Annotated in this window: 23 protein-coding genes; 6 read left to right on the top strand and 17 right to left on the bottom strand. The window is 52.8% G+C overall.

The window, feature by feature from the left end; all coding sequences use genetic code 11:
- Positions 1-7: 7 nt before the first annotated feature.
- Together ACPXV9_RS10425 and ACPXV9_RS10420 are read left to right on the top strand one after the other, a co-directional pair.
- A complete protein-coding gene (locus ACPXV9_RS10425) occupies positions 8-505 on the top strand; it encodes a DUF2878 family protein (protein WP_423896639.1) in 498 nt (165 codons plus the stop codon).
- Positions 484-975 carry a chalcone isomerase family protein gene (locus ACPXV9_RS10420; protein ID WP_423896637.1) on the top strand — a complete coding sequence of 164 codons (492 nt, stop codon included), beginning with the start codon at positions 484-486 and terminating at the stop codon, positions 973-975. The genes ACPXV9_RS10425 and ACPXV9_RS10420 overlap by 22 nt, the downstream gene beginning before the upstream one ends.
- A gap of 110 nt (positions 976-1,085) precedes the next feature.
- On the opposite strand, the gene ACPXV9_RS10415 is transcribed toward ACPXV9_RS10420, so the two are convergent.
- Both ACPXV9_RS10415 and ACPXV9_RS10410 read right to left on the bottom strand, forming a co-directional pair.
- The gene (locus ACPXV9_RS10415; protein ID WP_423896634.1) at positions 1,086-2,051 is read right to left on the bottom strand and encodes a YbgA family protein; all 966 of its coding nucleotides are present in this window, start codon (positions 2,049-2,051) and stop codon (positions 1,086-1,088) included.
- Positions 2,052-2,104: 53 nt separating this feature from the next.
- Positions 2,105-2,566 (bottom strand): NUDIX domain-containing protein, encoded by a 462-nt coding sequence (locus ACPXV9_RS10410; protein ID WP_423896632.1) that lies wholly within the window; start codon positions 2,564-2,566, stop codon positions 2,105-2,107.
- Positions 2,567-2,731: 165 nt separating this feature from the next.
- On the opposite strand from ACPXV9_RS10410, the gene ACPXV9_RS10405 reads away from it, so the two are divergent.
- Positions 2,732-3,118, top strand: coding sequence for a PilZ domain-containing protein (locus ACPXV9_RS10405; protein ID WP_423896630.1), 387 nt, complete (start codon positions 2,732-2,734; stop codon positions 3,116-3,118).
- Between the two features lie 60 nt (positions 3,119-3,178).
- Here the strand turns inward: ACPXV9_RS10405 and ACPXV9_RS10400 are convergent, their stop codons facing one another.
- The 9 genes from ACPXV9_RS10400 to ACPXV9_RS10360 form a co-directional block, all read right to left on the bottom strand.
- Positions 3,179-3,556 (bottom strand): hypothetical protein, encoded by a 378-nt coding sequence (locus ACPXV9_RS10400; protein WP_423896628.1) that lies wholly within the window; start codon positions 3,554-3,556, stop codon positions 3,179-3,181.
- Positions 3,557-3,628: 72 nt separating this feature from the next.
- Positions 3,629-5,005 carry a DNA repair protein RadA gene (gene radA / locus ACPXV9_RS10395; protein WP_423896626.1) on the bottom strand — a complete coding sequence of 459 codons (1,377 nt, stop codon included), beginning with the start codon at positions 5,003-5,005 and terminating at the stop codon, positions 3,629-3,631.
- 377 nt (positions 5,006-5,382) lie between these two features.
- Positions 5,383-6,537: a CaiB/BaiF CoA transferase family protein gene (locus ACPXV9_RS10390; protein ID WP_423896623.1), complete on the bottom strand. Its 1,155-nt coding sequence runs from the start codon at positions 6,535-6,537 to the stop codon at positions 5,383-5,385.
- A gap of 121 nt (positions 6,538-6,658) precedes the next feature.
- Complete coding sequence (locus ACPXV9_RS10385; protein ID WP_423896622.1) at positions 6,659-7,462, bottom strand: class I SAM-dependent methyltransferase; 804 nt, start codon at positions 7,460-7,462, stop codon at positions 6,659-6,661.
- Positions 7,462-9,369, bottom strand: a complete 1,908-nt coding sequence (locus tag ACPXV9_RS10380; RefSeq protein WP_423896619.1) for a Gldg family protein — start codon at positions 9,367-9,369, stop codon at positions 7,462-7,464. Before ACPXV9_RS10380 ends, ACPXV9_RS10385 begins: the two co-directional genes overlap by 1 nt.
- A gap of 5 nt (positions 9,370-9,374) precedes the next feature.
- Positions 9,375-10,133, bottom strand: coding sequence for an ABC transporter permease (locus ACPXV9_RS10375; protein ID WP_423896616.1), 759 nt, complete (start codon positions 10,131-10,133; stop codon positions 9,375-9,377).
- Between the two features lie 19 nt (positions 10,134-10,152).
- Positions 10,153-11,091: an ABC transporter ATP-binding protein gene (locus ACPXV9_RS10370; RefSeq protein WP_423896613.1), complete on the bottom strand. Its 939-nt coding sequence runs from the start codon at positions 11,089-11,091 to the stop codon at positions 10,153-10,155.
- 133 nt (positions 11,092-11,224) lie between these two features.
- Positions 11,225-12,511, bottom strand: a complete 1,287-nt coding sequence (locus ACPXV9_RS10365) for an HDOD domain-containing protein (protein WP_423896611.1) — start codon at positions 12,509-12,511, stop codon at positions 11,225-11,227.
- 68 nt (positions 12,512-12,579) lie between these two features.
- Entirely contained in the window at positions 12,580-13,230 is a 651-nt protein-coding gene (locus ACPXV9_RS10360) for an OmpA family protein (RefSeq protein WP_423896609.1), read from the bottom strand.
- Positions 13,231-13,365: 135 nt separating this feature from the next.
- Between ACPXV9_RS10360 and ACPXV9_RS10355 the strand changes: the two genes are divergently transcribed.
- Entirely contained in the window at positions 13,366-13,869 is a 504-nt protein-coding gene (locus tag ACPXV9_RS10355; protein ID WP_423896607.1) for a leucine-rich repeat domain-containing protein, read from the top strand.
- Here the strand turns inward: ACPXV9_RS10355 and ACPXV9_RS10350 are convergent.
- From ACPXV9_RS10350 to fabV, 6 genes are all read right to left on the bottom strand, one after another.
- Positions 13,866-14,159 (bottom strand): PilZ domain-containing protein, encoded by a 294-nt coding sequence (locus tag ACPXV9_RS10350; protein ID WP_423896605.1) that lies wholly within the window; start codon positions 14,157-14,159, stop codon positions 13,866-13,868. The genes ACPXV9_RS10355 and ACPXV9_RS10350 overlap by 4 nt on opposite strands.
- A gap of 491 nt (positions 14,160-14,650) precedes the next feature.
- Positions 14,651-15,406, bottom strand: a complete 756-nt coding sequence (locus tag ACPXV9_RS10345; protein ID WP_423896604.1) for an MBL fold metallo-hydrolase — start codon at positions 15,404-15,406, stop codon at positions 14,651-14,653.
- A 13-nt stretch (positions 15,407-15,419) separates the two neighbouring features.
- On the bottom strand, positions 15,420-16,679 hold the full coding sequence (bamC, locus tag ACPXV9_RS10340) for an outer membrane protein assembly factor BamC (RefSeq protein ID WP_423896601.1): 1,260 nt from the start codon (positions 16,677-16,679) through the stop codon (positions 15,420-15,422).
- 26 nt (positions 16,680-16,705) lie between these two features.
- The gene (gene dapA / locus ACPXV9_RS10335; protein ID WP_423896599.1) at positions 16,706-17,581 is read right to left on the bottom strand and encodes a 4-hydroxy-tetrahydrodipicolinate synthase; all 876 of its coding nucleotides are present in this window, start codon (positions 17,579-17,581) and stop codon (positions 16,706-16,708) included.
- Between the two features lie 453 nt (positions 17,582-18,034).
- Complete coding sequence (locus tag ACPXV9_RS10330; RefSeq protein WP_423896597.1) at positions 18,035-18,925, bottom strand: MBL fold metallo-hydrolase; 891 nt, start codon at positions 18,923-18,925, stop codon at positions 18,035-18,037.
- A 112-nt stretch (positions 18,926-19,037) separates the two neighbouring features.
- Positions 19,038-20,225: an enoyl-ACP reductase FabV gene (fabV, locus tag ACPXV9_RS10325; RefSeq protein ID WP_423896594.1), complete on the bottom strand. Its 1,188-nt coding sequence runs from the start codon at positions 20,223-20,225 to the stop codon at positions 19,038-19,040.
- 151 nt (positions 20,226-20,376) lie between these two features.
- On the opposite strand from fabV, the gene ACPXV9_RS10320 reads away from it, so the two are divergent.
- A complete protein-coding gene (locus ACPXV9_RS10320; RefSeq protein WP_423896592.1) occupies positions 20,377-20,949 on the top strand; it encodes a tRNA-(ms[2]io[6]A)-hydroxylase in 573 nt (190 codons plus the stop codon).
- Positions 20,949-22,172 (top strand): hypothetical protein, encoded by a 1,224-nt coding sequence (locus ACPXV9_RS10315; RefSeq protein WP_423896589.1) that lies wholly within the window; start codon positions 20,949-20,951, stop codon positions 22,170-22,172. Before ACPXV9_RS10320 ends, ACPXV9_RS10315 begins: the two co-directional genes overlap by 1 nt.

Genomic DNA, 22,172 nt, shown 5'->3' with positions numbered 1-22,172 from the left:
GCTGATCATGAGCAACTCCCTGTTGGTGAGTGGTCTTTTTTTTAATGGCATCTGGTTTACAACCGTGGTGATGCAATCTGCTTTGCTCGGTCTGCTGGTTTGTTTTGCCTGGCTGTTGATCAATCAGCCAAATAAAAGTGAATTCGCTTTTACGTTGGTTATCGCTGTTCTGGGCCTCGCGGTCGATGGCTTTCTGACCTACCAAGGCTGGATGAATTTTGTTGACAGTGTCTGGTTGCCGGCCTGGTTATTTGTACTTTGGCTGGGCTTTGCCCGCTTCAGCTATCAGTGGCTGCAACACATGAAACTTCATCCACTGTTGCAACTGCTGCTGTTCTGCGGCGCAGCGACTCTCAACTATGCTGCTGGAGAACGTCTGGGAGCAGCGAGCATTCAGTGGCAATCACTGGGTTATACGGCACTGTTTCTGGCCTGGTGGCTTGCCTTTATTCCCATTTGTGAATTTTTTATGGGGCGTATTCCATGGTTAAAATCGGCTCACTGATCCTCGTTTCTTTTCTTACCATCTCCACTGCATACGCCACAAGCTGGCAAACCATTGGCCAATCCACCCTGACTTTTTGGCGCTGGGATATTTACACCGCCACCCTCTATAACGATCAGGGGCAATATCAGGGCATAGAGAGTCCATTGAAGTTATCGCTCAACTATCACCGCAACATTCCGGCGAAACGCATATACAAAGAAACCCGTAAGCAGTTCAAACGGCTCGGTTATCAGTCCAGCGAACACGACCTTTGGCTGGATGCCTTTTATCGGGCACTGCCTGATATTGAATCCGGAGCGACCTTGAGTTTTGAATTAAAGTCCGACAATTCCGCCGTACTGCATCACAACAACACACCAGTGAATCATTTTGCCGCGTCGGCGCTTAACCGCCACTTTCTCGAAATCTGGTTATCTGAAGCCACTCAGGAACCGGACATGAGAAAGCAATTGATCAAAGCCAATTAAAAAATTTAAAAAATAATAAAGAACAATAAAAAAGGCGAACCCGATAGTGAGCTCGCCAAGGAGGGATGTAGGAAGGAGGCCTGATTGCGCTGAATTCAGCTCTGTTGTTGTTAGATTTTGCTTCTCAACCCCAGAGTATCAGGGTGAGGTTGCAAATAACGCTGCTTCAGGACGTAGGCACATTCTTGGGGAAAGCGTTTGAAATGGTGCAGTAACAAGGTCATCGGCACCACCAAAGGCACAATGCCCTGATGGTATTGACGAATGTGGAACAACAGCTCTTCTTTGTCTTGGGTTGTCACCAATTGCTTGAGGTAACCCACCAGATGTTGCAGCACATTAACATGACGTCCCCGGGAAATGGGTTTATTCAGAGCTGTCATCAACTTTTGTAGGTAATTTTGTTTAATCTCTTCCAGAGAACCCCGCTTCAAATTGGCCAACATCCGGCCTAGTTGGCGATAGGATTCGGCGTTATAAGCCATCAGCAGGTATTTGTTACCGGCATGAAACTCCAGCAGCTCTCCGGCGGTCAAATTTTTAGCTTCCAACTGGCGTACCTGTTGATACAGATAAACCTTGGTCAGGAAATGTTCACGAATGACGTCATCCTGTAAACGGCCTGCTTCTTCCACAGGCATGAAGGGGTATTTTTCCTGCAGGCGCCCTGCGAACACACCCACGCCATCATTGTCGGCGTAGCCATTGGGCTGATAGACCTTAACTTTGGCCATACCGCAGGAGGGGCTTTTCTGCATCAGAATAAAACCATCCAGATCACCCAGACCTTCGACCAGCCTGTCACTGGCCTGTTCCAGGGCAAGGGTATGGTCCACTTCAGGGTTTCTGGTTTCCACTGCGCGCACCTGGTCGGAATCCTTGTCGGTGCTGATCAGACGGATACTGGGTCTTGGCACACCAAGCCCTGCCGCCATCTCGGGACACACCGGACGGTATTCAACATACTCGCCAAGTGCGTTCCGACAGAACCTCGACAGTTTATGACCGCCGTTATAGCGAACGTTTTCACCCAACAGACAAGCGCTGATGCCCAGTACAGGTTTTGTGGAGCTCATAATCCGGTCCTCGCAGTGTTTCCCGGTTATTACGCTCGCAATCGCTCAATGGTTCACTGATTTTGCTGCAGCCAATCCGACAGCCACTGTTGCTGCTCCGGAAAGCGCCAGTCAACGCGGTCAAATTGATCGCGATGCAGCAGCATCACTTCCCGGATCTCCAGACGAAAAGGCGGCTCAAAACGCTCAGGCCAATCGCCTACCCGACAGTGATACAGGTGAAAGCCATTATCGAAGGCCCTCACCAATGGTCCGGGCACGACCCTTAAACCGGTTTCCTCCCAGGTCTCCCGAAATGCCGCACAGCGACCATTCTCCCCGGGATTGGCACTGCCACCGGGTACACTGACGGCACCATTTTGCCCCTGCACCAGCAACAGCTTCTGCCCCTGGAAAGCCAGACATCCGGCACTGACCACCACCGGGGAATCCTTAAATCCCGGACAGGGTGGCGCCTTGGTGCAACCGGCCAGCAGTACAACCAATAACAGGCCCATCGTAAGTTTGAGTGGCATCAGCGCGTTCCCTCTGCGAAAAATGAATAAAGTCCGTGGATCGGCACTATCTCGGCACCATCGTTATTACACCGGCTGTCACGCCAAAATTGTTGCGCCAAATCAAGATTTTGAATGCGAATAATGTTAAATTACGCGCCATCAACATACTGACTGGGTAGCACTTTGAACAGCGTCACCATCCCTGCTTTTAAACCTCAAGAGCGCAGAAAGGTAAAACGCCTGCCGGCCAAGAACATCGATCTGCTGATTAAATCACATCGCAGTAACCCAAACAGCTTCGAATTTGGCAAGGTTGACTCCGTGGATTTTAATCGCCATGGCGTGGGATTCATTACCCCCCACTGCTTCAGTGTCGGTGATGAAGTAGAACTGTTGGTACAGAGTCGCAGCGGTACCGCAGAGGTTCACGGTGTGGTCTGTAATCGGGCTCGCAGCAATAACTTTTACCGCTGTGGCGTGGCCTTTAAACCGACGTCTGAGGCCGCCCGAAAAGTGCTTAAAAGCCTTGAGGTCTATCAGGCCCAGTCGCAATTGACTTTATTTAACTAACTCTGGATTTAACTAGCCCCGGATTTAACGGATCCCTGATTGAATCATCCCGGCGGATAATTAGCTCAAAGACTCCAGAAACGCGTCCTTGTCCGCCTCGGTCTCGCATATCAGAAACGTGAACTTGGCCGACAGATACAGAGGGTTCATCATCGCCGATACACCGCGGGCTCTTTGGTTATAGCAACACATCAACGTTGCCTTCTGCCCTGCCTTTTGAAATTGACCGGTCAGCTGCTGAATTTTTTCAAGATCGGTAAAGCGCAACACAAAATCCGTTACACCATTGAGATCGACAATTTCAATAAAGCCTTCGCGTAGAAAATCACCGTCAAGCAGCAGTTGGAAATAATCGACAATTTCCCGGGACTTCAACTCTCCAGTAACCTTGAGCTCGAGAATATTGGCGTCTTCAAAATACTCGTACGCAATCGGCATATCAAAATCTGTTCACGTTGTTGGAATCTAAAGTATAAAACCCGGAATCACTTTTGCCAGCACAGTTAACCACTACTGGTCCAGTGCTGCCAACGCCTGTTGCAAGTTTTTGACCGGCACGATTTTTATCCCCTCGATGGACTCTCGCGGCACATTGGCCGCCGGAACAATGGCCTTTTTAAAGCCGTGCTTGGCCGCCTCACGCAGACGCTCCTGACCACTGGGTACCGGGCGGATTTCACCGGACAAGCCCACCTCGCCAAAAACGATCAACTCCTGCCCCAGCGGCCGATCGCGAAAGCTCGACACCACCGCCAACAGCAACGCCAGATCGGCACTGGTTTCCACTACCTTGACGCCGCCAACCACATTGACGAACACATCCTGATCACCGATCAACAAACCACCATGGCGATGTAAAACCGCCAACAACATGGCCAGACGATTCTGCTCGAGGCCAACCGCCACACGCTTGGGATTACCCATGTGACTGTCGTCCACCAGCGCCTGTACTTCGACCAATAGGGGGCGGGTACCTTCCCAGACCACCATCACCACCGATCCGGCGGCCACATCGTCGGCGCGCTGCAAAAAAATCGCCGAGGGATTGTGAATCTCCTTCATGCCCTGCTCGGTCATGGCAAACACGCCCAACTCATTGACCGCGCCAAAGCGGTTTTTGCTGCCCCGCAGGGTGCGAAACCGGGAGTCGTGGGAGCCCTCCAACAGGATCGAGCAATCAATCATATGCTCCAATACCTTCGGCCCGGCGAGACTGCCGTCTTTGGTAACGTGACCAACCAGAATCAGCACCGTGCCACTCTGCTTGGCAAAGCGGGTGAGATAGGCCGCACTTTCCCGCACCTGTGAAACGGAGCCGGGCGCCGAGGATATCTCGGCCATATGCATCACCTGGATGGAATCGACCACCATCACTTTAGGTTGGATTTTCTGCGCCGTGGACACCAGATTCTCGACACTGGTCTCCGACAGCATCTTGAGCTTATCGGTAGGCAAACCCAGTCGCTGAGCCCGCATGGCCACCTGCTGCAATGACTCCTCACCGGTACAATACAAAGCCTCTTGCTGCTGGGCGAGATAACACATGGTTTGCAGCAACAAAGTGGATTTACCCGCGCCGGGATGCCCCCCGATCAACACCACCGATCCGGGCACAAAGCCCCCGCCAAGCACCCGATCAAACTCGCCTTTGCCGGAGGAGAAACGCGGCAGTGCCTGCAAATCAATTTCTGATAACAGTTGCACATCGGAGCCCGCCGCCCCGGCATAACCTTCAAAGCGCTCTGCGCGGTTTGAAGGCGTCGGCCCAAGACGCACCTCCGATAGACTGTTCCAGGCACCGCACTCGCTGCACTGGCCCTGCCACTTTACAAAGTCAGCACCGCACTCATTGCACACATAGGCAGAGGAAGATTTTGATTTGGCCAAGGAGAACTCCAACAATGATATTTTTTGTTGGGGTATTGTGGTGGGATTAGGGCTTTAAGAAAAGCCTTCTTTGTAATGGTTTTCTTCCATCGGTCGGCTACAGAGTGTTGTTGTATGAGAAACGCCGTAAATACTTCCCTGTAGGCTCGATTGCCGCTTCCGTGCGGCAAACGGTCTCATACAACAACACTCCGCATCCGCCCTAACATCACACCAACTTCAAGTTTGGCATGATGCAGGCTGGGCACTGGGGATAGGGATTGAAGACCTTTACAGACAGGGATGTCTGTAAAGAGCCCCCATGGAAGGGTTCACGGCGTGTCTTCAAGCCCTATCCCCGGTGATCAGCCGGTATAAAGAACACTACCCAATCTATTTTAAACCGCACCCTGCTGTTTCAACGCCGCGATGGCATCGGCATCAAACCCGGCAGCTGCCAGAATTTCATCACCGTTCTCACCGTTGGCTGGCGGGTTGCTAAATTCCGGCTTGTGGTTGCTGAGTTTTGGTGCAGGAGCCGGCTGCAACACACCGTCGATATTCAGGAAGGTATTACGGGCGACATTGTGCGGATGCTCAGCGGCCTCATGGTAGGTCAGTACCGGGCCGAAGCAGACGTCGGTGCCTTCGAGCAATTCACACCACTCTGCACGGGTTTTACTGGCAAACAATTCCGCCATCGCCTCCTTGCCCGCAAGCCACTTGGACGCATCCCACTGGTTGGCAAACAATTCGTTATCAACAAGCCCCAGACGCTCCAGCAACTCCTGATAAAACTTGGGCTCCAGCGCGCAGATATTGACGTACTTGCCATCGGCGGTGGCATAGGTATCGCTCCAGGGAGCCGCGCCATCGGCCCAGCCGGTACCCAGCTCTTCCTGCAGCTGACCGGTATTGCGCATCATCATCAATAGACTGGAGATATAAGCCGAGCCGTCGGTGATCGCAGCATCAACCACCTGCCCCTTGCCCGTGCGCTGGGCCTCCATGGTGGCGCACATAATCCCCCAGGCCAGCATCATGGTACCGCCACCCAAATCACCCACCAGAGTCAGGGGAGCGGTTGGCTTACGATCGGCCGAACCGCCGTACCACATGGCACCGGACACCCCGATGTAGTTGGGATCGTGACCTGCCGCGTGTGACAGAGGGCCGGTCTGGCCCCAACCGGTCATGCGCCCGAAAACCAGTTTGGGATTGCGCGCGTGACATACTTCCGGCCCCAGCCCCAGACGCTCCATAACGCCCGGACGAAAGCCTTCGATCAGGATGTCGGCACCCTCAATCAACTTTAACACCAGCTCGATGCCTTCAGGGTTTTTCAGATCAACCGCAATGGACTTCTTGCCACGGTTAAAAAACATGTGTTTGTTGCCATCACCGGTGATCCCAGCGGCGTTGGCATTGGCTACCTTGCGACCGACAATGATCACCTCAGCCCCCATATCCGCCAACATCATGCCCGCACAGGGTCCGGGGCCAATGCCCTCCATCTCAATAACTTTAATACCCGCTAATGGTCCACTGCCCATGATTCAAACCCTCAATCAATAACTCGATGACAAGTATTTTTGACTCAGGCCGGGGATTAGACAATAACCACGGGGATCAACCGAGTTGTCCTAAGACATCAGGCAGACAGGAGAGAAGCTATCAGGAAATTTTCTGATTGACGTAAATATCGTAACGACTGGTTTTACCAGACAATTGATAAGTGGGCTGTTGATCATTTAGCAATGGCGCCTTGGCCGGGCGCTTGACCACTACCCGAAAGCGGGCTGCCTTCAACGCAGCAGGCAATAAGGCATCGGCATCGACATCAGCACCGACAACCGAATGGAAAGCCGCCATTTCTTTTTTAACACTGGCTGACTTGGAGCGCTCGGGAAACATGGGGTCGAGATAAACCACATCCGGTTTATCATCGTCAGTCAGTTGCTGCAGATAACTCAGACTGTCACCGGCCAACAAAGTCATTCTGGCCAGAATCTCGGCCAACTCCGGGTCATCGGTAGTCCGAGCCCGACTCAAACCATCGAGCAACAATTCATAGACCACCGGGGTGCGCTCCATCATGGTCACATCACAGCCGAGAGTCGACAAGACAAAACTGTCTCGCCCCAGACCGGCAGTGGCATCAAACACCGCGAGAGTTTGCCCACCCTTGTTGAGCCCAACGGCCTTGGCAATCATCTGCCCTTTGCCACCACCAAATTTGCGCCGGTGCGCCACGGCCCCGGAAACGAACTCTGCAGCAACAGGCCCGGGGGCTTTCTTGCCGGTTTGCTTCAGGGACAGGCCCTGTTCACTGAGATAAAGAACAAAAGACGGAGCTGAGGGATCGCGCCAATCCAATGCCTGCACCAGCGGCACGCCCAAACGAGCCGCTATGGATTGAGCCTGCGGCTGTGCAGGCTCGTAGTCACACATTAAGAGTAGATTGGCCAGTTGACTCATCAGGTACGACGGCGGCGTAACTTCGGCATCACCAGCATCCAACCGAGCAACAATAAGGGCACCAGAAAGATATTGATCAGTTTCAGACGGGTTTCCAGCTCATCAATGGAACTGTTCAACTGATGCTGAACCTGACGCAATTCCTTGCGCACCTGCAACCGCTCGTCTTCAAACGCCTCGATGGCCTTTTTTTGTTCGGGGCTGAGCACCAATTCGTTCTGGGCGTTGGCCTCCGGGTTCAGGCTGGCAATTTCCTGCTCCAACTCAGCCAGCCGGTCGGTCAACCTCTGTTCTTGCTGTTTGAATTGCTCGGCCGCCTCAACCCGCAAGTCATTCACCACGGTAAAGCGGCGGGAGTATTGACCGCGAGAACGCAACCCGATCAAATCTTCACTGCCGGACATCTGCTCCACCGCATTGGCCACAAAGTCGCCATTGCTGGCCCAGGGCATGGCCATCGGCTGCCCCATAAAATTGGACACCTGGACCCAGAGGCGATCACTGAGCAGGTCCACATCGGCGACGATCAAGACATTGATCGGGCCACTGGATTTCAACTCATGGGCCACTTCAGGTGTGACTTCAGTTTCAGTGGTTTCAGCTTCGGCGCTTTCACTTGCATCAGCGTCTTCTGCCGCATCAGCCGTTTCGGGTTGATCGAATTTCGGCTTTTGTGGAAACGCCGACGCCACTTCGCCACGAATCCGCGCGGCAATGGTCAAAGCCTTGCCGGAATCAACAAAGTCCACCAGTAAATTGCCGTGATCACGAGTTAACGCATACTCGGCACTTTCAAATATTTTGGAAGAAGCCGAGGTCTGCAACAAAGGCACAAATTCAGTGGCAGCGCCCTCGGCCGCGGCCAAATGCCCCGCACTGGAAACATTGATCACTTCCAGCTCGGAAGTAATCAGGGATTCCTGATCAAAGCCCTCGGGCTGCAAGCCGATGATACCCACATGAGGAATCGGCATCTGGTTGGTCGCGGTTGGCACCCGCAACGCCCAACTGCGGTCGGCGGCCACTTCATCGGCGTTGTAGCTTACACCCCAGACCTTGAACAACTGCTCCAGATTAGACGCATTGGGCATCCCGGGGCCCTGCGCGGCTACTTCCGCGCTAGGATCAACGAACACCATCGCCTTGCCACCTTTGAGCACAAACTGGTCAATGGCATACAAGTCCTCATCGCCCAACTGCTGCGGATGAATCACCAGCAACACATCAAGATCCTGCTGAATAACACCCTGATCAATATTAACCGCTTCGACCTTGGCAAACCCTTTCAATTGCTCCAGAGCCATCCATGCCGGTGTTGCTCCACGGGTGCGGAAATCATACCCACCCAGAGCCTGAGTGGCAGTGAGCACACCAACCACGGGCTGATTGGATTGACTGATACGATACAGCAGCTGACTGATGTCGTATTCCAGAAAGCGCTCGCGATCCGGATTAAAGAACGGAATCACCTGCTGCTCACCGTCTCCACGAGTTACCACCAGACCAAGATAGAAACTGTCGCCGCCCATGGACACCGGAGCACCGGTCAAACCGGCCGCGGTAGCCCGGTCTTCGTCTTCACTAAAGGGCTCGGGATCGGTCACCTTCAAGGTCAGCTGGGAAGTATTCAAAGCCACATACTCCGCCAGCAGATCGCTGACTTGCTGACCGTAGTCCAGCAGCTGCGGTAAATTTTCAGCGGCAGAAACCGAGAAAAACAACTCCAGTTCCAGCGGTTGATCAATCGCACTCACAATGTTCTGACTGCCATCGCTCAGGCTGTAGAGCGACTCTTCGGTAAGATCCAGACGCCAGGCGGGCAAGGTTTTCAGTAACAGGGTGCCGACCAACAGCACCAGCAAAGCGGCCAACAACTGACGAGCGCCTTTGGTTTTAATCAATGTCATCTCAATCACTCCGCCTTTTTCCAGTTAACCACGGCAACCGTGGCCCACAGCCAGCACACCATAAACAGAACGAAAAAGCCGACATCGCCGACATCCAGAACGCCACGGGAGATGGAACGAAAACGATCAAGAAAGCTCATGCTCGACAACAGGCTGCGAACGCCTTCGGGCAAGGCAGCGACCACAGGTTCAAAGCCCAGGAACAGAAAAAACAGGCAGGCCGCCAGAGTAATCACAAAAGCCACAACCTGATTTTTAGTCAGGGCTGACAGACAACCACCCATGGCGAGGTAGCCCCCCCCCATCAGCCAACTGCCCAGATAACCCGCCAGAATAATGCCGTTATCGGGATTTCCAAGGTAATTGACCGTCATCCACATCGGGGAAGTCAGCAACAGTGCCACTCCGGCAAACAACCAGGCCGCGAGAAATTTGGCCAGCACCGCTTCCAGAGTAGACAGTGGCAGTGTCATCAATAATTCAATCGAGCCTGAGTGACGCTCCTCCGCCCAGAGGCGCATCGCCAACGGCGGCATCAGCACCAGATACAACCAGGGATGAAACGAAAAGAATGCCATCAGATCGGCTTGATCACGTTGAAAGAAACTGCCCAGCTCAAACGTAAAAAAGCCACTGAGCATGATAAATACGGACAGGAAAATATACGCCAGCGGCGTGGCAAAATAGCCTGCCAGCTCCTTGCGGCACAAAGCCTTGATACGATGGGGCGAAAATTCGGCCACCGCAGTGTCTGCGTTAGTCATAACAAATAATCCAGAATATTTAACCGTTGCGCGGCTGCTCGGCCGCGGTCACACGTCGGAACACATCATCCAGTCGGCCGCCGGAAACGGATACGGCCTGAACCTTGATTTCATTGGCTGCCAGAATTTCCTGAACCGGCGCCAGTAACTCCGCCCCTGCTTCAGGCTCAAGCACCAGCGTCTGCGCATTGTCTTCGCTGACGTGAACCGCAGCCACACCATTACAGGCAGCGAACAACTCGATGTAGCTCGATGGCTCGGCCACTTCGATCTCAACGGCCTTGTGGTATTTGGACGTCAGCTTCAGTTCTGCCGGCGTGCCATCAGCCACCAGCTGACCCTGACTGACAATAATCAAGCGCTGACACAGAGCATCCACTTCTTCGAGAATGTGGGTGGAAATAATCACAATTTTTTCAGCGGCAATTTCCCGGATCAGGTTGCGCACTTCAAATTTTTGATTGGGATCCAGGCCATCGGTAGGCTCATCCAGAATCAGGATTTTGGGGTCGTGCAACAACGCCTGAGCCAGACCGACTCGACGCTTAAAACCTTTGGACAGGGTTTCGATGCGCTGCTGACTGACCGCCTGCAACTGCAATCTGGCAATGACAGCATCAATCCGGTCCTGCCGATATTGACCATCAAGACCGCGCACGTCGGCAATAAACTCGAGAAACTTGATTACGCTCATCTCGCCATAGGCTGGAGCACCTTCAGGTAGATAACCGATCATGGTTTTGGTCGCCATTGGTTCAACCGCGACGTCTTTACCCATGACCTGAATCTGCCCGGAATCGGCTTCAATAAAACCTGCGATCATACGCATGGTCGTGGTTTTACCCGCACCGTTGGGACCAAGAAAACCCAGAACTTCACCTGGGCGAACAACAAACGATAGATCATCGACCGCCCGGTGATCACCGAACGATTTACAGAGATTTTTTACTTCAATCATGTCTTTTATTATTAGCTAAAATGATTCGTGACCGTTACCTGAATCAAATCAGATAAGCCTCATTCGAGGAGCGATAAAATATAATTATTCTCACCGCGATTGCAAGACAATCCCGCTGAAATCTGGGCAGACCCTATTGCCCTAATAACTGTCGGGCTTCTTTAATTTGGGCCTTGGATTCATCCAGAATTTTGATGGTCAGCTCCGGGGTGACTTCACCCAAAGGCAGCTTTGAGAACGCCGGCACCTTATCGATTCGGGGCAGCAACTTGGCATTGCCGGCGCGGATATAGCTGTGCAATTTGGCGATCTGTACCACATCACACAGATCCGCAGACGATCGATGTTGCCGCGTCCAGTTTTTGGCCTCACGGGCCGCCACAATAAAATCTTCAGGAAAACGCCAGGAGCGTAATATCGCCTCACCGGCATCCGCCCGCATCAATTCCAGCGTGGCCTCAAACTTCTCATCCGATTCAATATCTTCCTGTCGGCTCTCCAGAAAACCGATGGCCGCAATCACCCCGATGTCGTGCAACAAGCCCGCCAGCATAGCCTCATCGGGACTGCACTCGGGCATTCTCACCATGCGCGCAATCACCAGACTGATGGCCGCCACCTCGACACTGTGCCGCCAGACGCCCTGCATTTTCTGCTTGTGCATATCAGACGAACTGTTGAACAGGTCTTTCATCGCAAAACTGATCACCAGCTGCCGGGTGGTTTCCAAACCAAGACGCACGATGGCCGCCTTGGTGGTATCACACTGACTGGAACCGTGATAGATAGGGCTATTGGCAGCCCGAATCAACTTGGCGGCAATGGCCGGATCGGTATTGACCACCGCTGACACCTTGTCGACATCACAATCATCGTCCTCCAACAGACGGCGCACCTTGATGGCCACCTCTGGCAGACTGGGCAAAACGAAGGAATTGTCTTTCAGAGCCTGCTTGAACGACATCAGGATTTCCTGAGATTCGTACTCCTCAATACTGCCCACCTCATTGACCGCATAACTGTCACCACCGCTGGCCGCTTGAGATTCAGCGCCCTGAATTTCTTCAATCAGATCGGCATCCAGCACCACCAATTCACAGGCGCTCAGAGTAGTCACTGTGTACTGCCTCGGACGCAGCCTAGCCAGAGGTCGTTTTGCCGTCTGGTCAGCCGATTTAACAACGTATTTAACACCGTCGGCCGACAGCATCTCGACATCACCGGACAACAGAAAGAATTCGTTGGTATCGATATCACCGTGAGAAAAAAGCTGGACCTTCTTCTCAACCTGCAGATACTTGGCTCTGGAAGCCAATAAAATCAGCTGATGGGAGTCCATGGCCTCAAACGCCGCAAACTGGCGAAGCCGGACAGGATCAAAGCTGTTGTTATCAGATTGAGGGGGTTTGATTCGACTCATTTGGCATCCTTAAAAAGCGACCGGCACTCCGGTCGCCCTACATCATTCCTTTGCAGATGCAGCCACTGCTACTGTGTAAGAGGTTGCAACTCCAGTTCAACCCGGCGATTGGCCTGACGGCCTTCAGGGGTATCATTGGAAGCAATCGGGTAACGCGGTCCGTAACCCACTGCATGAACTCGACCAGAGACAATACCCTGACTCTGGAGATATTGCTTAACGCTGTTGGCCCGCGCTTCGCTCAGGCGCTGATTGAGATCAAGGCCACCGGTGGAATCCGTGTGCCCACTGACGCGAATGGTGGTTTTTTCAAACTCTTTGAGGACAACACCAACGGAATTCAGGGTTTCATAAAAGCCGCCACGGATATCGCTCTGACCGGTAGCGAAGGTGATATTACCGGGCATTACCAGTTGAATCATATTACCTTCACGTCGGACCCGGACACCGGTGCCTTCCAGACGAGCACGCAGTGCCGCTTCCTGACGATCCATGTAGTAGCCAACGCCACCGCCGATAGCACCGCCAGCCAAAGCGCCAGTCAACGCGCCTTTATTGCGATCCTTTTTACTGGCCGTAGCCACACCGACCACCGCCCCGGTAATGGCACCAATGCCGGCACCCTTGGCGGTATTACTTGTCTTTTGCTGCCCGGTATAGGGATCAATGGAAGTACAACCAACCAGAAAAGTCATCAAAACAACTGCCAGAATGCGCATAGCCATCTCCTTTGTATGCTTGTGGTAAGCCCATCGCTGGTGGGCCACTGCTTTGCAATTGATTGTATCCATTATACCCTGTGATCTCTACAACAGCCGTCACCCGGCCGAACGAATTACCCGGATACTTTGCAAATGCCAATAAAACTCGCGCTGCTTTTAATCACACTGTTTTCCCTGAGTGCCTGCAGCAAATACCAGTTCACCCTCAACGAAACTGTGGTACACACACCACCTGCTCTCTTCACCGACTTTCAAACTGCGGATAAAAGCCTGCAAAACTGTCTGGACCAAACCATCAAAGATCAAAACATCACCTCACCCCAACAGCTAACCTTGTTAAGCTGCTCTCACGCGGGCATTAAAAGCCTGGATGGGCTCGAGGTCTTCAGCAATCTGAGCCACGTCAATCTTGGCAACAACCAGCTACAACGGGTTCAGGCTTTAGGAAAAATGGGGCGTATTGAAACCCTGCTGCTCAATGACAACCAATTGCAAAGCGCACCAGAGATACTGACGCTACCCAAGCTGCAAAAGCTGGATTTAGCCAACAACAGCAATCTCGACTGTGGGGACCTTAGGCAACTGCAAAAATCTTACACAGGTGACCTGACAATCCCAGAGCAGTGTCGACCTTAACTCTGGCCTGAAACCATTGATGTTTCAGGCACAAACATCAGCCCCATAACATTGCGGCGCAGGTTCACCACTTTCATCGGAACCGAATCTTCGTTTATGCGCCCAATCAATCGACTGAAGCGAACGTTGAGTAAAGTGCCTACAGGTGGCAGCTGCGATGAATTAACCAGAACAGAAGCGCCGCCATCGGAGATATCTCGGGCAAAACCGGCCAGGTAGCCACACGAAGGATGCTCCATCTCCACCCGAACCGAGGTTACCTTACGTTCAAATTCGCGACGATCTTCCAACTCTGATCTCTCCATTTATCCATAAACAGCACTTCCAGCATGACAAAGGGGAACCCCTTCTGTCGCACCTCTCTAACGCCGAGGCACTTTAATTCTGTCAGAGTCAGGTCACAAATTCCATAGATTCACAGCAGTTCTGCACTTGCACAGGGCACCCTGTACAACCATCGGAACAGAGCCACAAAACAATCCACAACTTCTGTGGATATCTCTGTTGATATGATTAGAAAATAGTTTCTAAACACTGAAAATAAAGGGGGTTTAACATTTTGATCAAAAAACAACCTAAATTAACTTTCCCCTATAATTCAATGACTTAACGATTTTTTTACAGTAAAAAAAGAAACGCAATAGAAAATATTAAAAAAAGTTAACAAAACTTAGGAAGTGTGGAAAAAAGTGACACCCAACAAAAATCACCCCCCCAAACAGGGTGTTAGCAAGTGCCAACTTAAACAAAATCCAGCAACGTAGGTCACCAGAGCAAGGGATCAGAGACTCATCCAGGAGAAGCCTTCATCCTGACAGGCAAAGACAACCTCTGGAATATCAGAGACGATGTGAGACAGGGTCTCTTCGGCCCGTTCACGGGAGTTGTTCTGCTGACTGATATGGGCGACCACCAGCTGCCTTAGCCGCTGCAAATTGACACGCTCAAGAAAACCCGCCGCCTGGGCATTACTCAGGTGCCCCCAGGCTCCCCCAACCCTCTGCTTGAGAGAAATGGGGTATGGCCCCGACGCCAGCATGTGGGGGTCGTGGTTTGCCTCCAGAACCAGGGCATCGCAATCGCGATAGCTCTCTTCCACATGAGCACTGATATTTCCAAGGTCCGTCAGCACACCAAGGCGAAGCTGCTGATAGCTGAAGATAAACTGCGCTGGTTCGCGCGCATCGTGGGGTACCGCCACAGGCTCCACCGCAAGATCACCCAGCTCAAAGGGCCTGAAGCCTTCGATCAAATGCAGTTTGGGCAGCTTGCCATGGTCACGGCTGCGAAAAGTACCCGGGGTCATATAGACCGGCAGTTTGTACTTACGCGCCAAAGGCGCCACGCCCTTGAGATGATCGGCGTGCTCATGGGTAACCAGAACAGCGGTTATATCCTGAACGCCACAACCGAGCCGCTCAATGCGTCGCTCCACCTCTTTGATGGTAAAGCCACAATCGAGCAGCACCAGTTGATCACCGGCTTGGATAAGTGTCCCGTTGCCCCGGCTACCGCTACCTAATGATGCATAGCGCATAAGCCGAGAACAATCAGATCAGATTCAGGCGGATTTGCTTGAGCAGTTGTCTCGCCTGACGCGGATCGAGGTTGCGACCCAGAGCATCACGCACCCTTACCTGCACTTCACCATCCCAGCCACGAACCACCACAAGGTAGCCAGGGGCACTGCTGAGTGAGACATCAGACGTGGCGTTGATGTCGGCAAAAATGCGGTTATTGGCTGCACTTTCTTCCAGCTTCAGGTTAGCCAGAATATCCTGCAGAGAATAGGGTGCAGAGGATTTTTGAACCGGCTCCTGAGACGCCTCTGCCTCTTCAGCCTTATCATCACCACCAAACTCCAGCATACCTTTGAAGTCGAACCAGCCGCCCATCAAGCCCTGCTTCTTACCTGTGGTGTCTTCAAACACCACTTCTTCTTCGTCTTCGGACTTCTGATAGTTGATGTAATGCACACCAACCACATCGTCAGATTCCCACAACGTAAAGCCTTCAGTGGTCAGAGCGTGATTGACTGTCGCCCACGCACGAGTGTAATCAAGACCAAGACTGAGAACCGGCTCACCTGCGTCGGAGATCAGTTTAACCCGATCGCTGACACCAATAGTCTGGGCCAACAGGGAGGCCGATGAACCCGGTGCGGCATTCACAGCCAGAGTTGCTGCAAGTTCGTCCAACATCCAACCTTCACGCTCAGAGCTGGTTGAGCGAGTAGGCCAGTTAACCTGGCCACTGCCAGGAACGCCCCAGGGCATGCTCATGTGCAGCACATGGATTTCGGTAGTACGCGGCTGAATGCCGGAATCAATTTTGATCCGGTATTTATCCTTGGAGGACTGATTGTCCTGAAACTTCAACCAACTGGTCTCCATCACACCTTCAGAGGCACTGGTATAAATCACATCCAGCTTGTTCTGGGCCAGAAAAGCACGAATTTGCGGCCAAACTTCGGCCGGCAAGGCATTGACCAGAATCCAGCGACGCTCAGCCAGACTTTGAATTTTCACCCGATCTTCCATGACGGCAGCGGCCATTGGCAAAGGTCTGGGCACTTCGAAAGAGTCGCTGTACAGCATTTCATCTTCGGCCACTGGCGGAATATTGTAGAGCTGATCAATCGAAGAGGTCTCTACCTGATCAGGCACCTTCATGGGCTCGATCACATCGGATCTCAGGTAGTCGTGTCCGCGATTGCGGAAGTATCCTTCAGGTCCAAACAGAGAACTGCAGCCAACCATGAAAGTCAGGGAGCCAACCAGAGAGGCTCTCAAAAATAGGCGATTCATCATTATTGTTTTCATCTTAAAAGCTAGAATTACAAGATCCCTGCACCGCTCAGTGCTTCACGCACCTGCTGGTGATAAGAGTCAGCCAATCGGGTCAACGGCAGACGCTGACCGTGTTGCATCAGGCCCATCTCGGCGACAGCCCATTTGACCGGAATCGGGTTGGACTCAACAAACATGGCATTGTGCACAGGCATCAACTGCTGGTTAATGGCCCGAGCTTCATCGGCTTTACCTTCCAGAGCCAGAGCACACATTTTGGCCACCTGGGCTGGAGCAACGTTAGCCGTCACACTGATATTGGCTTTGCCGCCAGCCAGAATCAATTCCACCGCAGTCTCATCATCACCGGACATGATCAGGAAATCATCCGGAGTATTTTCCACCAACCACTTGGCCCGATCGATCTCACCGGTGGCTTCTTTAATACCAACAATGTGATCAATGGCACTGAGTCGCTGTACGGTTTCTTTATCCATATCGATGCCAGTACGACCCGGTACGTTGTACAGCAATTGCGGTACGGCTACGGATTTGGCAATAAATTCGTGGTGCTGAAACAAGCCTTCCTGAGTCGGCTTGTTGTAGTAAGGAGTTACCAGCAAGCAGGCATCAACACCGGCGCTCTTGGCGGACTGAGTCAACTCCACAGCTTCAGCAGTAGAATTGGCGCCAGTACCGGCAACCACGGGAATGCGACCATTCACCTGATCAACCACTTTTTTAATCACAGCGAGGTGCTCGGACACATTCAATGTGGCTGATTCACCGGTAGTGCCTACCGCCACAATGGCGTCAGTACCCTGCTCCAGATGCCAGTCGACCAGTTTATGGAGACTGTCCCAATCCAGCTCACCATTGGCCAGCATCGGGGTCACCAGGGCAACCATACTACCTTGCATCATCGTCTCGTCTCCATCGGGGTCACGCAAAGGGGCTAATGTTACTTACGCCCCTTGCCGGACACAAGTTCCGCGCCACTTTTCTTTGGCTGAAAGTGAAAAATAATAAGGAATGACGGATACAGGGCTCTGTTCCCGGTCGGCCAAAGGGGAGTCGCTTTTGAGACACGCTGTAAATACATCCCTGTAAGCTCGGTTGCCGCATCCAAGCGCCATGGATGGCGTGAATGCAGTTAACGCAGGAGCAGTTTACTGCCCAGGCAAACGGTCTCAAAAGCGACTCCCCTGCACCCTCCCTCACTCCCCACAAGATTCGAGTTAGGCACAATGTAGGGAGGGTGTCAGGGATAGGGGTTGGAGACCTTTATAGACAGGGATGTCTATAAAGAGCCCCCATGGATGGGTTCACGGCGTGTCTCCAACCCCTATCCCTGGCGACCGACCGGCAGAAATGACTTACTCGATGATCTCCCAAATCTCTTCACCCACAATCCAATGCTTCTCATGGGTGCGCTTGGCACGACCGTCATCCACTAGCTTTTGCAGGTGAGCCCAAAGAATGGCCAGCGCACCTTTGGTAATTTCGCCTTCCAACTCCGGATAAACCAGTGGCGCCAATTCCTCTACGGTGCCTTTCTTGTGCTCGGCGAGCACCGCCAGAATGGTATTTTCCCGGGCAACACGATGGGCATAGAGTTCATCAATCACCTGCTCAGCCTGTTGCAGCACATGACCGTGGGCCGGCGCCAACCGTTCAATCCCCATACCCTTGAGCTTCTGCAAAGAGTGGAAATAATCCTGCATGGAGCCACCGTGAATAGGCACAATCACCACGGTTGCCCCCTGCATAATATGATCACCGGTAAACAACAGCTGCTCTTCTTCCAGTAAAAAGCAGACATGCTGGCGCAGATGTCCCGGGGTCAGAATACAACGCAGTCGACAACCTTCAGCCTCGATGATCTGGCCTTCGGTGACATCCTGCTCGGGAAGAAAAGTCTTGTCGATGTACTCGTAGCTGCTGTCTGCGCGCAAACCGAATATCTCGGCTCCGGTTAACTCCGCCAAAGGCACTGCCGCCGGGGAGTGATCTTCATGGGTATGAGTGGCCAGAATTTTATCGATACGGCCACCCGTAGCCGCCATAATCGCATCAATGTGAGCCTGATCATTGGGGCCCGGGTCGATCACGGTAAAACGCTCTGTGCCGACAATATAGGTATTGGTGCCTGGCCCGGTAAACACACTGGCGTTATCCGCCGTCAAACGCTGCACCAGCGGGCTGATTTGTACCGGCTTGCCCGGCTCCAGATCAAAATGCACCAGCGTGGTATGTAAATCGGCCATAACTCCCCCAATCAATAGCTGAAATGAAAACGCCGCTCATTATAAAGTAATGAACGGCGCTCCCTAGGCCCTAATCACTCACAGTGCCGGGCAATTTATACAGCGAACAGACTTATTTAAAGTCCGCTTCTACCAGCGGGCTGGTATCGGCTTCGTAGTCAACGCCATCAAAACCAAAACCAAACAAACGCAGGAAGTCTTCGTTGTAACCTTTGTAGTCAGAAATCTGCATCAGATTCTCTTCGGTTACCTGAGGCCATAGTTCTTCAACCTTGGCCTGAATTTCTGGCAACAACTCCAGATTATCCATGCGGTAGCGATTGGTGTCATCCAGACGCGGGCTGTCGGTGTAGAGGCCTTCGGTAAACAGACGATACAGCTGCTCGATACAGCCTTCGTGGGTGCCCTCTTCCTTCATCACCTTGTACAGCAGAGAAATGTAGAGCGGCATAATGGGGATGGCCGAACTGGACTGGGTAACCAGCGCTTTCAGTACCGATACATGGGCGTCACCACCCAAACAGGCCAGCTTTTCATTGATGGCAGCCGAGGCTCGATCCAGATCTTCCTTGGCCTTTCCAATGGTAGCGTGACCGTAAATGGGCCAGGTCAGCTTTTCACCAAGATAGGTGTAGGAAACGGTTTTGCAGTTATCCGCCAGCAGATCCGCTTTTTGCAAAGCATCGATCCACAACTCCCAATCTTCACCACCCATCACCTTGACGGTCTGGGCGATTTCGTCTTCGTTAGCCGGCTCTACCGTCACATCACCGATTTTCAGGGTGTCGGTGTTGAGGTTCTTGGCGGTGTAGCCTTCGTTAATGGGCTTGAGCACCGAGGTAAACAGCTCACCGCTGTCCGGGTCCTGACGCCTTGGAGAAGCCAGGCTGTAAACCACCAGATCCACCTTGCCCATTTGCTCTTTAAGCATGGCAATGGCCTTGTCTTTGCACTCGTGCGAAAAGGCATCACCGTTGATGGTTTCGGCGTAGAGGCCGGCCTCTTTGGCCGCCACTTCAAAGGCGGCGGTATTGTAGTAACCGGCTGAGGCGGTGCGCTTTTCAGTCGGTGGCTTTTCAAAACAGACACCCAGAGTATTGGCACCACCACCAAAGGCCGCAGTAATGCGCGAAGCCAGACCGTAACCGGTAGAACAGCCAATCACCAGAACGTTTTTGGCGGCACCGGCAATGGGCCCCTTGTCTTTGATGTAGTCAATTTGCTCCTGTACATGGGCCGCACAACCTTGCGGGTGGGCGTTGATACAGATAAAACCACGTACTTTGGGCTTGATAATCATGCTCTAAAAATCCTCTTAATGAGATCAATTGCGACGTTTCGCCCGGCGTTATTTAAGCGACTGCTTTTCCCAACTTCTTTCCGGCAGCCACAGCCAGTATCATAGAAGGCCCGATTATAGACTGAGCAGTCATAAAATACAGCCGTAAACTATGTTTGAACTGAGATATTCCACCCCCAGCCAATGGGTTGATGCCGTACTGGCCGACTTCGATACTTTTTTACAAGACCACGCCGCGGCCGAAAAGAAGGCCTCCGGTATGGCCATTTCCATGCTGTCCCACTACCCCGATCGCTTTAAACTGGTGGACGCCATGATGGACTTGTCCATTGAAGAAATGACCCACTTTCGCTCCGTGGTAAAAATCATGATGGAGCGAGGCGTGCAACTCAGCGCCGACGAAAAAGATCCCTACATCAACCAATTTCGTAGGGCTATCCGCAAAGGCAGCGACGCTTATTTTCTCGATCGCCTGATCACTGCCGGCATTATCGAAGCCAGAGGCTGCGAGCGTTTTGGCTTGGTTGGGGAAGCTCTGCCGGAAGGCAAACTGAAACGTTTTTATGTGGCCATTGCCGAATCCGAAGGCCGTCACAACACCCTGTTTTACGATCTGGCTCTGGAGTACTTTCCCAAAGAGGTGGTGGAACAGCGCATGGACGAACTGCTGGATATTGAAGCGGAAATTGTGCGCGAGCTGCCAATCCGCTCCGCCCTGCACTGATGAGAGCCATTAGCAAATACCTGGATCACTACGCCGAGCCGGAGTGCTCAGTCCTGACCGACTTTCCTGCCCACTGCCGCTATCGACAGTGCGTGGTGATTCCCGCTTACGACGAGCGACCGGATTTCTTGCCGCAACTGATCGGTGATCGGGGATTGCTGCCGAGCCATCATGGCTTATTGATTCTGGTGATCAATCGACCGGAACACCGCGAGCTACCGGCCAGCAACCTGCAACTGATGGATTATCTGCAGCAACAACTGCCAACCCTCTGGCACCACAACACACTGACCCTACTGGGCAATAGCGACTGGGGAGTACTGCTGGTAGACCGCAATCACCAAGCCATTCCGCGCAAACAGGGGGTGGGGTTGGCGCGCAAGATCGGCTGCGATCTGGCAGCACAATTGTTTCACCTCGGCCAATTACAAACCCCCTGGGTTCACAGTACCGACGCAGACGCGGAGCTGCCCGACAATTATCTAACGACGGACAGTAACAAGGATAAAACAGCCGCGCGACTCTATCCCTACCAGCACAAACGGGTATCCGACTGCCCCATCAGCAAGGCCACCCAACACTATCAGCAGCGCCTGAATTACTACGTCGAGGGACTGCGCTGGGCGGGCTCGCCCTACGCCTTTCATACCCTCGGCAGCATTCTCGCGATTCACATTGAGTACTATTGTCAGGCGCGGGGCTTCCCCAAACGCGCCGGCGGTGAAGATTTCTATTTACTGAATAAACTGGCCAAACTCGGCGCCATTCAACAATTGCCAGCAACGGCGCATAACACCATCACCCTGCAACCTCGCTTGTCGCACCGGGTGCCCTTCGGTACCGGCCCGGCGGTGGAGAAAATCATTACCGGGGAAGGGTCGTCATTGCGCGATTACAATCCACAAGTGTTTGCCTGCCTGAAACAATTACTGGATGAAATAGGAACAAGCCAAACCACAGGCATTGAACCACAATCCCTGATGGCGCAATTGCCGAGCGAGATCACGTCAGCCCTGAGCGACGCCGGTATTGATCATCTCTGGCAACACCTGCAACAAAAAAAGCCATCGCAACACCACAGTCATTTTCACCTATGGTTCGATGGCTTTCGCACCTTGAAATTTATTCACTACCTGCAGCAATATCACTACCCTGCTCTGACCAACCCCTATCCACAAGCCAGAGCACTGACAGGATGGACTGCGTCACAGCCCAACCTGTAG

The organism is Candidatus Pelagadaptatus aseana (assembly GCF_040362265.1).
Lineage (GTDB): Bacteria > Pseudomonadota > Gammaproteobacteria > Pseudomonadales > Cellvibrionaceae > Pelagadaptatus > Pelagadaptatus aseana.
The sequence above is the reverse complement of the archived record's forward strand: the minus strand, read 5'-3'. Positions and strand labels throughout refer to the sequence as shown.